At 43.2% G+C, this 13,168-nt stretch carries 11 protein-coding genes; 6 read left to right on the top strand and 5 right to left on the bottom strand.

Going from position 1 to position 13,168, the window contains the following annotated elements; genetic code table 11:
- The first annotated feature begins 682 nt into the window (after positions 1-682).
- Positions 683-1,168: a putative 4-hydroxy-4-methyl-2-oxoglutarate aldolase gene (locus L4C38_RS13990; protein ID WP_428798175.1), complete on the top strand. Its 486-nt coding sequence runs from the start codon at positions 683-685 to the stop codon at positions 1,166-1,168.
- 13 nt (positions 1,169-1,181) lie between these two features.
- On the opposite strand, the gene L4C38_RS13985 is transcribed toward L4C38_RS13990, so the two are convergent.
- Entirely contained in the window at positions 1,182-1,634 is a 453-nt protein-coding gene (locus L4C38_RS13985) for a ribonuclease regulator (RefSeq protein ID WP_428798174.1), read from the bottom strand.
- A gap of 415 nt (positions 1,635-2,049) precedes the next feature.
- Here L4C38_RS13985 and thrA point away from each other — a divergent pair, with 415 nt between their 5' ends.
- From thrA to thrC, 3 genes are read left to right on the top strand one after another with little or no spacing between them, the layout of a single operon-like run.
- On the top strand, positions 2,050-4,509 hold the full coding sequence (gene thrA, locus L4C38_RS13980) for a bifunctional aspartate kinase/homoserine dehydrogenase I (protein WP_428798173.1): 2,460 nt from the start codon (positions 2,050-2,052) through the stop codon (positions 4,507-4,509).
- 14 nt (positions 4,510-4,523) lie between these two features.
- Positions 4,524-5,480: a homoserine kinase gene (gene thrB, locus L4C38_RS13975; RefSeq protein ID WP_428798228.1), complete on the top strand. Its 957-nt coding sequence runs from the start codon at positions 4,524-4,526 to the stop codon at positions 5,478-5,480.
- Entirely contained in the window at positions 5,477-6,760 is a 1,284-nt protein-coding gene (gene thrC, locus L4C38_RS13970) for a threonine synthase (protein ID WP_428798172.1), read from the top strand. Before thrB ends, thrC begins: the two co-directional genes overlap by 4 nt.
- A gap of 65 nt (positions 6,761-6,825) precedes the next feature.
- Here thrC and L4C38_RS13965 read toward each other — a convergent pair whose 3' ends face one another.
- From L4C38_RS13965 to mtnN, 4 genes are all read right to left on the bottom strand, one after another.
- A complete protein-coding gene (locus L4C38_RS13965) occupies positions 6,826-7,446 on the bottom strand; it encodes a TRIC cation channel family protein (RefSeq protein WP_428798171.1) in 621 nt (206 codons plus the stop codon).
- 105 nt (positions 7,447-7,551) lie between these two features.
- Positions 7,552-8,370: a vitamin B12 ABC transporter substrate-binding protein BtuF gene (gene btuF, locus L4C38_RS13960; RefSeq protein ID WP_428798170.1), complete on the bottom strand. Its 819-nt coding sequence runs from the start codon at positions 8,368-8,370 to the stop codon at positions 7,552-7,554.
- Positions 8,370-9,323, bottom strand: coding sequence for a cobalamin biosynthesis family protein (locus L4C38_RS13955; RefSeq protein WP_428798169.1), 954 nt, complete (start codon positions 9,321-9,323; stop codon positions 8,370-8,372). Before L4C38_RS13955 ends, btuF begins: the two co-directional genes overlap by 1 nt.
- Before the next feature lie 12 nt (positions 9,324-9,335).
- Positions 9,336-10,034, bottom strand: coding sequence for a 5'-methylthioadenosine/S-adenosylhomocysteine nucleosidase (mtnN, locus tag L4C38_RS13950; protein WP_428798168.1), 699 nt, complete (start codon positions 10,032-10,034; stop codon positions 9,336-9,338).
- Positions 10,035-10,268: 234 nt separating this feature from the next.
- On the opposite strand from mtnN, the gene rpsO reads away from it, so the two are divergent.
- Both rpsO and pnp read left to right on the top strand, forming a co-directional pair.
- Positions 10,269-10,538, top strand: a complete 270-nt coding sequence (rpsO, locus tag L4C38_RS13945; RefSeq protein ID WP_005598021.1) for a 30S ribosomal protein S15 — start codon at positions 10,269-10,271, stop codon at positions 10,536-10,538.
- Between the two features lie 304 nt (positions 10,539-10,842).
- Positions 10,843-12,972, top strand: a complete 2,130-nt coding sequence (gene pnp, locus L4C38_RS13940; protein ID WP_428798167.1) for a polyribonucleotide nucleotidyltransferase — start codon at positions 10,843-10,845, stop codon at positions 12,970-12,972.
- The last annotated feature ends 196 nt before the right edge of the window (positions 12,973-13,168 follow it).

Below are 13,168 nucleotides of genomic sequence, written 5' to 3'. Positions count from 1 at the left end.
TACTTACAGGTAATTTGATTTTGACATTAAATCAAAGACTATAAAAACAATTCGTTACATGCCCGCCATCCTTGGTGTTACTTTCTTTCAGAAGAGGTTCCTTATCCTCATTCATACTATCAAGCGATGGTTTGGATTTTATAGAGTTAACAGCACGCTAACAATGGTCAAATGTTAATTCCATTCACTTTGTTGATTTATATCAAGAGATTCTTTGTAACAGATATTAATGGCAAATGACAATTGTAAATTTATTGGTCATATGATGATTGATGACTATTTTGGTTAATCTTACTGTGATCCATGCTTCAAATTTGAAAATAGAATTCTAATTGGTTAAATTGTCATTAATTCGGTGAATAACTCTGCAATTTAGTGCATGTATCATCAGGAAAACATCATAATAAATATACGTTTGCAGTGTTAAGTGCAGCTAAGGTAAAGGCATAGGATAGGGGCTGGTAAGAGCAACTTATTATAGGGTAAATAACGTTTCTCTAGTCAGTTTTCGTGCAATTCGGCTATTGAGCTTGCAAAGAAATATCAGCAGAATGCTATCTACTTTACTCAAGGTGGACAATTAAACTTGTTATCATGAGTATGCAATAGAACAAAAAATAACCGAGGGGAATTGTTGCGCAGGATCAGATAAGGAATTCAAATTAAGTTCATGGAGGAATACATGAGAGACATAACCCCTGACATTTGTGACAAGTTCGAAAGTCACGTGAATTACGTAAATTTACCACTTAGTAATTTTGGTCGAAGAACAGCCTTCTGGGGCGAAATTGTCACAGTACGTTGCTATCATGACAATTCTAAAGTGCGTGAAGTACTAGAGCAAGATGGTAGAGGTAAGGTATTGGTGGTGGACGGAAACGGTTCTTGCCAACGTGCATTGCTTGGTGACCAGCTTGTGATTTTGGCTATCGAGAATCATTGGCAAGGGATCATCGTTAATGGTGCCGTACGAGATGTGTCGATGATGGCTGAAATGGATATCGGTATTCAAGCGCTAGGTACATGCCCATTTAAAACCGAGAAGCGCGGTGTGGGTGAGATCAACGTAATGTTGACGATTCAAAATCAAATGATTCAACCAGGTGATTATATTTACGCAGATTGGAACGGTGTTTTGACGTCGAGCGAATTACTCGATTGGAGCTAACAGTTTTTGAAAGCTAGAAGCGGAATCCAATTCCAACTTCAAAGCCTTGCTGCCATTCTTGATAATCGAGAGTGGCATGCAAATCTAAATGTTCGGTGAGATGGACTCGACTGGATACTTCTGCAGAAATACCGCTTTCCTGACCTTCAGGTGCATCATCATTAGAATACGAGTGAAGAGAGCTTTTAACCGATACACGTGGTGATACTTGATAACTTAGCCCGCTAAGAAAGCCGCCTTCTTTGTTATCATCAAGTCGTGTGCCGACATAAATATCGACTTTTTTGAATAAGCTATATGAATAACCACTGTCGATGGTCCATGAATCAAAGCTTCTTTGATTGTTCTCACTGGAAATAAACAATCTGTGAGGGGAGTTTGATTGTTGAGATGGCAGTGTAGGAAGATCGGCAGCGCAAACCCCACAACTCACAAGGGTAAGAACTAGGCTAATTAGTTTTGTCATAAGCCGCCCCAATCCATTTGGTAATTATTTTTATCCACTGCATGGACAATTAAAGCATAAAACTTAAGAACCAGATGCATTTTTCAACCAATTAAGATCAAAACTGCTATATCAGTGCTATTTCTATTCAATTTCAGTCTGATAAAGTCGCATTAGCGAATAAATTATCAGCGTAAAAATAAAGTTTTCGTTGACTAAATGTTGGAAAATAAGGTAAACGTAGTGGTAAGCAAACACATACAAGCTATTTAGTTATGAAAATCGACAGCCTAAACGTAATGACCACAACCATTATTATTACCGACAATATACGCGTTGGGGCAGGCTGCTAAGCGTAAAAAAATTTTTAAAAGGCCTGTCTCCAAATGGAACAGGCCTTTTTTTATACCAATTGATTGAGAATTCGGAGGAAGGGATGCGAGTTTTAAAATTTGGGGGATCTTCATTATCAGATGCTGATCGCTTTTTAAGAGCAGCAGATATCATCGCCAATAATGCCCAACAAGAAGAGGTGGCAGTGGTGCTATCAGCACCAGGAAAAACAACCAATAAACTTGTTGCGGTGATCGACGCGGCGTTAAAAGGTAGTGATGCCGAATTACAAATTGCTGAAATCGAGGATTTGTTCCGCGGTATATTTGAAGAAATAAAACAAGTACTGCCAAATATTGATGGTAGTGGCTACAACCATCAGGTCAAAATTTCATTGTCACAACTACGTCAGTTTGTTAATGGCATAGGTCTGCTTGGAATGTGTCCTGATAATGTCAACGCACGTATTATCAGTAAAGGTGAGCGTGTATCCGTTCAACTAATGAAGGCGGTTCTTGAGGCGAAAGGGCAACCTGCTAGCCTAATTGACCCTATCAAATACCTACTTGCTCAAGATGAATATCTTGAAGCCATGGTTGATGTCGAGTTATCAACTGAAAACTTTAAGGCTAATCCATTACCTCAGGGGCACGTTAATATAATGCCGGGCTTCACGGCTGGTAACGCGAAAGGCGAATTGGTGACGCTAGGGCGTAATGGTTCTGATTACTCTGCAGCGATTTTGGCGGCATGCTTACGCGCAGAGTGTTGTGAGATTTGGACCGATGTGGACGGTGTTTATAATTGCGATCCGCGCTTAGTGGATGATGCCCGTTTATTGAAGTCTTTGAGCTATCAAGAAGCAATGGAGTTGTCTTACTTTGGGGCTTCTGTACTACACCCTAAAACCATTGCACCTATTGCTCGATTCCATATCCCTTGTCTGATTAAAAATAGTTTTAACCCACAGGGTGCAGGAACCTTAATTGGACAAGACACAGGTGAAGATAATCTCGCAATCAAAGGCATTACCACATTAAGCAATTTAACTATGGTGAACGTTTCCGGTCCGGGAATGAAAGGCATGGTAGGTATGGCGAGTCGTGTATTTGGTGCTATGTCGGCTGCAGGGGTATCGATCGTTTTGATCACTCAGTCTTCGTCTGAATATAGCATCAGTTTCTGTATTGAAAGTGATGATAAAGCAGTAGCAGAGCAAGCACTTAAAAATGCATTTGAGCTTGAGCTTAAAGATGGATTGCTCGAGCCGGTGGAATATATCAATGACGTAGCCATTGTGACTCTGGTAGGGGATGGTATGCGCACTTCACGCGGAGTGGCATCTCAGTTCTTCTTATCATTGGCAGAGGTGAACGTAAACATCGTCGCTATTGCTCAAGGATCGTCTGAACGTGCGATTTCCGCTGTGATTCCAGAGGATAAAATCTCTGAAGCAATCAAAGCGTGCCACGTAAACCTGTTTAACTCTAAACACTTCCTTGATGTTTTCGTTGTCGGTGTTGGTGGTGTTGGTGGTGAGTTGATCGACCAAATTCAGCGTCAGCAGCCTAAATTGGCGGAAAAAGGTATTGTTCTTCGAGTGTGTGGTTTAGCCAACAGTAAAGGCGTATTGCTTGATGGCGCGGGTTTACCTTTGGATCATTGGCGTGATCGTCTTAATGGTGTTTCTGAGCAATTTAGCTTAGCTAGCTTAACGTCATTAGTGCAACGTAATCACATCATTAACCCAGTATTGGTTGATTGTACTTCGAGCGAAGAGATTGCCAATCAATACGCTGACTTTCTGGCCGCGGGCTTCCACGTTGTTACACCTAATAAGAAAGCCAACACAGCAAGCATGTCTTACTATCATCAGTTACGTAACGTGGCGCGCAGCTCACGTCGTAAACTAATGTATGAAACAACGGTTGGTGCTGGTTTACCCGTTATCGAAAACTTGCAGAATCTTATTTCAGCAGGTGATGAACTTGAGCGCTTTACGGGTATTTTGTCAGGCTCGCTCTCTTTCATTTTCGGTAAGCTTGATGAAGGAATGACACTTAGCCAAGCCACTAATATAGCTAAAGATAATGGCTTTACTGAGCCAGATCCTCGTGATGATCTTTCTGGTATGGACGTAGCTCGCAAGCTGTTGATCCTTGCCCGTGAGGCCGGTATGGCTCTAGAGTTGGAAGATGTGATTGTCGATCAAGCACTACCGCCAGGTTTTGATGATTCGGGCAGTGTTGAAGAATTCATGGAACGTCTTCCAGAAGCGGATGCCTATTTCCAAGATCTTGTCGCACAAGCGGGTGAAGAAGGTAAAGTCCTGCGATTTGTTGGTGAAATCGCCGACGGGCAATGTCGTGTGAGTATTGCCGCGGTGGATGAAAATGACCCAATGTTTAAGATCAAAGACGGTGAGAATGCGTTAGCTTTCTATAGTCGTTATTACAACCCTATCCCATTAGTTCTTCGTGGTTACGGTGCGGGTACAGAAGTCACTGCCGCAGGTGTTTTTGCGGATGTAATGCGCACACTAGGCTGGAAGCTGGGAGTATAGCAATGAGTCGTGGTATGGATGTAGTGGTATACGCACCAGCGTCAATAGGTAATGTTAGTGTTGGTTTTGATGTGTTGGGGGCGGCAGTGTCACCAATGGATGGTTCTTTGCTTGGTGATCGTGTGCTGGTTGCTAAAGGTGAACAAGCATTTAGTTTAACCACCGCAGGTCGCTTTGTTGGTAAATTACCGACCGACGCTAAAGAAAACATTGTTTATGATTGTTGGCGAGTATTTGCTCGTGAGCTAGATAGAAAAGGTGCTGAACTACTGCCACTCTCAATGACATTAGAAAAAAATATGCCGATAGGATCCGGTTTGGGTTCGAGTGCATGTTCAATCGTCGCCGCGCTGGATGCGCTTAACCGCTTCCATGGAGAGCCATTGGATGAGACTGAGCTATTGGCTCTAATGGGGGAGATGGAAGGGCAAATCTCTGGTGGTATCCATTATGACAACGTTGCTCCTTGTTACCTTGGTGGTCTGCAATTAATGCTCGAAGAGTTGGGTGTTATTAGCCAAGAAGTGCCTTGTTTTGATGAATGGTACTGGGTGATGGCTTACCCTGGCATCAAAGTTTCCACAGCAGAAGCGCGCTCTATTTTGCCGTCACAGTATCGTCGCCAAGATGTGATTGCTCATGGTCGACACCTTGCAGGTTTCATTCACGCTTGTCATTCTAATCAGCCTGAGCTTGCTGCAAAAATGATCAAAGACGTGATCGCGGAACCGTATCGTGAGAAACTGTTACCCGGTTTTGCTGATGCTCGTAAATACGCAACATCAGCTGGAGCGCTTGCTACCGGTATTTCGGGTAGTGGACCAACATTATTTAGTATCTGTAAAGAGAAAGATATTGCCGAACGTGTGGCTGGTTGGCTCGAACAAAACTACGTACAAAATGAAGAGGGATTCGTTCATGTTTGTCGTTTAGATAAGCAGGGTTCGAAAGTTACAGGAAGTGAGCTATGAAGCTTTACAATATTAAAGAAAATGATGAACAAGTATCCTTTGGTCAAGCCGTTCGCCAAGGATTAGGTCGTAATCAAGGTCTATTTTTTCCATCTCAACTGCCTCAGTTTGATGATGTCGACGCACTATTGAAGCAAGATTTTGTTTCGCGTAGTACTACTATTTTATCAGCTCTTATTGGAGAGGAACTATCGTCCGATCAGGTCAATTCAATGGTCGATGCTGCATTTCAGTTCCCAGCACCAATCAAACAAATCAAATCAGACGTGTATGCGCTTGAGTTGTTCCATGGACCAACCTTGGCATTCAAAGATTTTGGCGGACGATTCATGGCTCAATCTCTATTGACCGTTTCTAATAGTGGTAAAATCACTATTTTAACGGCCACTTCTGGAGATACGGGCGCAGCGGTTGCTCATGCTTTTTATGGTATGGAACACATCAATGTCGTTATTCTTTATCCGAAAGGCAAAATTAGCCCTTTGCAAGAAAAGCTATTTTGCACCCTAGGTAAGAACATTCATACCGTTGCCATTGATGGTGATTTTGATGCATGTCAGGCGTTAGTTAAGCAAGCTTTTGATGATACAGAGCTGCGTGAAGAAATTGGTCTCAATTCAGCAAACTCAATCAACATTAGTCGTTTGATGGCGCAAGTTTGCTACTACTTTGAAGCCGCTTCTCAGTTGACTAAAGCACAACGTGAGAATTTAGTTGTTTCAGTACCAAGTGGTAACTTTGGTAACTTAACCGCAGGCTTATTGGCAAAAGCGATGGGTTTACCGATTAAGCGCTTTATTGCGGCAACCAATGCTAACGACACTGTACCTCGCTACCTAGAAACAGGTCAGTGGGATCCTAAACCAACGATTGCGACGACTTCAAATGCGATGGATGTAAGCCAGCCAAACAACTGGCCGCGTATCGAAGAGTTGTGTCGACTGAAAGGTTGGGGTTTGGATACGTTAGGTAAAGGTAAAGTATCAGATGAGCAAAGTGCAGCCTCTGTTTTAGAATTGAATCAGCTGGGCTACTTATGCGAGCCACATGGTGCAATTGCATACCGATTGTTGAGTGATCAACTTGCAGAAGGAGAGACGGGTCTCTTCTTATGTACCGCTCATCCTGCAAAATTCAAAGAAGTTGTGGATGATATTCTGGGTACCGATATCGAGTTGCCAGCACCGCTCGCAAAACATGCTGCCATGGAGTTACTTTCAGAAGATTTAGCTAATGACTTTGAAGCACTTAAGCAAGTGCTGCGTCGCGTTCAAAAGTAGCGCCGTGATGTGTAAAAAGGTCGCTTAGGCGACCTTTTTTTATGAGCAGCTTTTCTGTTGTCTAACTAGCGGTTTAGGGCAAATATCGGCAGAGATAAATGCCAGCGTATTGCCCCTAAACGAATGAAAAGCGTTGAAAATACACCCGCTAAAAACGCCATGTTATTGTCGTATCCTATGATGAGTACGGTTGTGTGAAATACCCCGCCAGCGATACAAGCGGTAGCATAAACTTCACTTCTGAGTACCATTGGCACTTCACGAGCTAATACGTCACGGATGATACCGCCACCGCAACCTGTGATAACGCCCATGATGATGGCGATCAATGCAGAATCTTGGAACATCATCGCTTTTTCTACACCAATACCGACAAACACGGCAAGACCAACAGCGTCACAGACTGGCAGTATCCACCATGCGAGTCGCTTAGGTCGACGGACAATCAGCATTGTCAGTACACAAGTAATGAAAATTACCCATAAATAGTTGGTATCCGTAATCCAGAAAACCGGAGTTGCGCCTAATGCCATATCGCGAATTGTGCCGCCACCGATAGCAGTGACACTACCGAGCACTATCACTCCAAACGGGTCCATCTTTAAACGACCAGCCAGCAGTACCCCCGAAATAGCGAAGATCGCGGTGCCAAAAAGGTCAACTAGATAAATTAATAAGGAATCCATATCGTTAGGAGCTCAATCTATATAATAAAAAAGTATATTAGTTTTAGTGTAAGTAAGTGCGATACAAAATCGGCGCCGCATAATACGAGATTAAATGAGTAACTGTTAACGCTTTTGTCTCACGGTTTCGAATAGTTCACAAACTTGAGTAATTGCATGTAAAGTTCGATATGTCGGACGATTGATCCAATCGGAACTCAGGGTCCACATGTGTTTATTTTGTAACGCTTGTAGTTGTTCATTCCATGGTTGCCACATGCTGCCATTTTCGATCGCATTACGTGAAGTAAAGATTACTTCAGGATTGGCTAAAATGACCTGCTCTATTCCTACTTGAGGGTAGGGAACTGAACTATTGGCGAAGACGTTTTTACCGCCACAGAAGCTAAAAACTTCGCTCGGCCAATTTTCTTGAGCAACCGTGATTATTGGTTTCTCACTGAGCTGATAGAAATAACTTACAGATTGAGTGGTGTTGTATTTTTGTTTTAACTGTATGAGTTGACTACGGAAGTTATCGGCAACCGATTGACCTTGTGTTGGGTCGTCAGAGTATTGGCTGAGTCGTTCAATATTGAGGGCAATATCTTCCAGTGAAGTTGCTTTGGCATTATAAATATGAAATCCAAACTGACGTAGCTTAGCTAAATCTTGAGCTGGATTACCAGCAGGCCAAGCGAGAATTAGATCTGGTTGAAGGCTAATGATCCGCTCAATATTGATGCCTTGATAATTGGCTACTTTGTCCAATTTGGTAGCAAATTCAGGGTAGTCGCTGTGCTCGCTAACGGCAATGAGTTTCTCACCAAGACCTGCAGCATAAGCAAGTTCAGTCGTTGAAGGCGATAAGCTAATTACTCGGTCAATAGTTTGTGCGTGAAGAGAAAACGTCACTAATGAAAGAAGTAGACTCAGTCTAAGCATTACAGTCCTTGGTAGATTGCACCCATGATCAGGCTTTGTAGGAACACCCAGAGCCAAAAACGACCAATAAGTAGTTTACGTAATTGAGCAAAATGGATTGCGGCTGGGGCAATACGCCCACCAAGCTTTGCCCGAACGGCTTTTTTTCCATTATAGATAGCGGGTCCGGCAAGAGACAATTCTAGCTTGGCACCTGCGGCTGCGAGTAGCCATGCTGGACCAGGTAGCGGCCAAGATAAGGCTTGTTGTCTAATTAAGCTGATGCGTGTCTGAGCTCGTTGGCCTGCAATGATCATTAACGCAAACAATCTCAATGGAATAAAATCGAGTAGCGCCAATATCCTGATTGCTGGCAAGCCAAACGGAAGAAACTGTTGTCGAGAAGGAGACCAAACACGTGATAATTCCATCGCCATGCGATACATAAATGCGCCAATTCCACCGGTCAATCCATACCAGAACAGCACAGCAATTACATTACGTCCATAACTCATGATCAACGTTTCACAGCCTGCTTTACCAAGCCCGAGTAGAGATAGAGTGTTCGTTGATCGGTTTACTATTGGGGTTAATAATTGCTTCGCTGTTTGAGTATTTTCTTCAGCTAGCTGGTGGGTAAATTGGTTGGCAAATTTATCGCTGTTACGCCAATCGAGTGCTAATACTAAAAAAGCTAATTCGAATAATTGCGGTTGCCACGCTAAAGTCTCTATTGCCCAAAGAACACAAAGCATAGGAATCATCATTAGCAACCATGCGAGCGTTCCTGAAATTACGCTTTGCGAATAACTGGCTGGGGCGTTGACTTTGTCCGCTAATTGCTCAGCAAACTTACGCCATAATATGGCTGGATGGGCTTCGCGAGGAAACGGAAGGATCCAATTGCACAGTAACGCCCCCCACATAATGAGGAGCGCGCCATTAGCAAAAACCTGATTAAAAAGTTCTTCCATGATGCTTGATAATTACGCCTTTAGCAGCTCAACCATCTTGATAACCATTTCTGAAGAGCTTTGAGCTGCTAGAGGTAGGAACTCGTCAAAGCTCATGGTTGCTTCTTTATCAGCAACGTCAGAAATAGCACGAACAACGACAAATGGTACCTTGAATTGGTGACACGTTTGCGCGATTGCTGATGCTTCCATCTCTACGGCAATAACTGAAGGGAAGTGCTTGCGGATAAACGCTTGACGCTCAGCAGTGCAGACGAATGCGTCACCCGTACAGATCAGACCGCGTACAGCGTGCTTGTTTTCCATTTGAGCTAGAGCTTGCTCTGCTACGCTCATTAGGTTTGCATCTGCAATGAAAGCAGCAGGTTGTTGAGCCATTTGCCCCATTTCGTAACCAAACGCAGTAACGTCTGCGTCGTGGTGGCGTACTTCAGTAGAGATAACCACATCACCTAGGTTTAGGCTAGAATCAAAACCGCCAGCAGATCCCGTATTGATCACTACATCAGGCTGATACTCATCAAGTAAAATTGTAGTGCCAATCGCAGCGGCAACTTTACCAATGCCTGATTGCAGCAATACCACATCAACGCCATTTAGCTGACCAGAAAAGAAAGTACAACCTGCTTTTTTTACTTCTTGGCAGTTGTTGATTGAATCTTTCAAGATGGCAACTTCTTGTTCCATCGCGCCGATAATGCCGATTTTCATATTGGCTTAAACCCGTAGTAATAAATTAAGTGGTAAAAGTTTATCATGAAGCATCAAGAGCAGGTACTCATTATCCAAGATGTCGTGGGTAATGTTGATTTATATAGAGATAATCGCTAGCCAAATTGCAGTTGCTATAGATAGGTGATTCCCCTATAATTCGCGCTTCGCGTAGCGGCTGAATCAGAGATTGGCTGCTACAAATTATAAACCTACTCTTATTAGGAGAGCATTATGTCTCTGAATGCAGAAACTAAAGCAGCAATCGTTGCAGAATACGCACAATCTGAAGGCGACACTGGTTCACCAGAAGTACAAGTAGCACTACTTACTGCTTCTATCAACCACCTACAAGGTCACTTCAAAGCTCACAAAGGCGATCACCACAGCCGTCGTGGTCTTCTACGTATGGTTTCTAGCCGTCGTAAGCTTCTTGATTACTTGAAAGGCAAAAACCTTGCTCGTTACCAAGATCTAATCAAACGTCTAGGTCTACGTCGCTAATTAGCGATTGCATAGAACAGTTTGTTAAAAAAGGGGCTATATGCCCCTTTTTTTATTGGCGAAATCCCCCAATATCCGTCAAGTAGTTTATACTACTGTCCGGTTGAATTAGTTGATGCTATTTCATTCCGCACGCAATACTAAAATTGCTCATCACATTACAGTCACCGATGTCGGCCAACAGGTCGCGACTATTAAAAAGTTACTGTGAGATTATCAGTGTCTTTTTACTAGTCGCGATTAGTAATGTTGTGAGTGTTAACTCAACTTAGTCTAGGTGTTTCACCTAGTACAAGGAATAACAATGTTCGAAAAACCAGTTGTTAAAACGTTTCAGTACGGTAACCACACCGTAACTCTAGAAACAGGTGTAATTGCACGTCAAGCTACTGCTGCTGTTATGGTTACTATGGATGATACTGCGGTATTCGTATCGGTAGTAGGTAAAAAAGAAGCAGTTGAAGGTCAAGACTTTTTCCCGCTAACAGTGAACTACCAAGAGCGTACTTACGCTGCAGGTAAAATCCCTGGTGGTTTCTTCAAGCGTGAAGGCCGTCCTTCTGAAGGTGAAACACTGACAGCTCGTCTAATCGACCGTCCAATTCGCCCTCTATTCCCATCTGCGTTTAAAAACGAAGTTCAAATTATTGCGACTGTAATGTCAGTGAACCCTAACGTTCAACCAGACATGGTAACAATGATCGGTACTTCTGCAGCACTTGCTATCTCTGGTTTGCCATTCAATGGTCCTATCGGTGCAGCGCGTGTTGGTCATATCGATGGTCAACTAGTGCTTAACCCAAGCATCACTGAACTAGCAACCTCTAAGCTTGATCTAGTTGTTTCAGGTACTGAAAACGCAGTGTTAATGGTTGAATCAGAAGCTGACAACCTAACTGAAGAAGAAATGCTTTCTGCAGTAGTATTTGGTCACGACCAACAACAAGTTGTTATCAATGCAATCAATGAATTTGCTGCTGAAGTTGCAACGCCTAGCTGGAACTGGGAAGCGCCATCAGTAAACACTGAGCTTAAAGCTCTTGTTGCTGACCTTGGTGAAGCGCGTCTATCTGAAGCGTACCAAATCACTGAAAAAATGGCTCGTTACGAGCAAGTTGGCGCAATCAAGAACGATGTTGTTACAGCGCTTCTAGCTCAAGATGAAGAACTGAACGAGCGCGAAATTCGTGGCATGCTTGGTTCTCTAGAGAAGAACGTTGTACGTAGCCGCATTATCGCTGGTCACCCACGTATCGATGGTCGTGAGAAAGACATGGTTCGTGCACTAGATGTACGCACAGGTGTTCTTCCTCGTACGCACGGTTCTTCACTATTTACTCGTGGTGAAACTCAAGCAATCGTAACGGCGACTCTAGGTACACAGCGTGATGCTCAGATCATTGATGAGATCACAGGTGAGCGTAAAGATCACTTCCTACTACACTACAACTTCCCTCCATACTGTGTAGGCGAAACTGGTTTTGTTGGTTCTCCTAAGCGTCGTGAAATTGGCCACGGTAAACTAGCGAAGCGCGGTATTGCTGCGGTAATGCCTTCAGTTGATGAATTCCCATACACTATTCGCGTAGTATCGGAAATCACTGAATCTAACGGTTCATCTTCAATGGCTTCTGTATGTGGTACTTCTCTAGCTCTAATGGACGCTGGTGTACCAATCAAAGCTTCTGTTGCTGGTATTGCAATGGGTCTTGTTAAAGAAGGCGACGACTTTGTTGTTCTTTCTGACATCCTTGGCGATGAAGATCACCTAGGTGATATGGACTTTAAAGTAGCAGGTACTAAAGAAGGTATCACTGCACTTCAAATGGATATCAAGATCGAAGGTATCACTAAAGAGATCATGCAAATTGCTCTTAACCAAGCGCAAGGTGCACGTAAGCACATCCTTACTGTAATGGATGAGGCTATCTCAGGTGCTCGTGAAGAGATTTCTGAATTCGCTCCACGTATCTACATGATGAAGATCAGCTCTGAAAAGATCAAAGATGTTATCGGTAAAGGTGGTGCAGTAATCCGTGCTCTAACTGAAGAGACGGGTACTACAATTGAAATCGAAGATGACGGTACAATCAAGATTGCAGCAACTGAAGGCGCTGCAGCGAAAGAAGCTATCCGTCGTATCGAAGAGATTACTGCTGAAGTTGAAGTAGGTCGTATCTACGCTGGTAAAGTTGCACGTCTAGCGGACTTCGGTGCGTTTGTAACTATTCTTCCAGGTAAAGATGGTCTTGTACACATTTCTCAAATCTCTGACAAGCGTGTTGAGAAAGTGTCTGATTACCTAGCTGAAGGTCAAGAAGTTCAAGTTAAAGTACTTGAAATTGACCGCCAAGGTCGCGTACGTCTAAGCATGAAAGAAGCGGTTGAAAAGCCAGCAGAAGAAGCTGAAAAGCCAGCGGCTGACGCTGAGTAATCAAGCATCCTATTAGCCTAGTCGGCTAAAAGCATGTTATAAAGGGAGCCGTGAGCTCCCTTTTTTTATATCGTATGGAAACCATCCGTAGCGTGAGTTTTGATGATGAGAAAGCTAATTGGATAGATCGTCTAAACTAATATACGTAGTTGTTTGGGAATGCTCTCATCATAAGTCAGTAACAGGAGTAGTATTT

It is taken from the genome of Vibrio kasasachensis (assembly GCF_050337565.1).
GTDB classification, from domain to species: Bacteria; Pseudomonadota; Gammaproteobacteria; order Enterobacterales; family Vibrionaceae; genus Vibrio; species Vibrio kasasachensis.
Note: the sequence above shows the minus strand (reverse complement) of the source record. Positions and strands in the feature narration are given on the sequence as shown.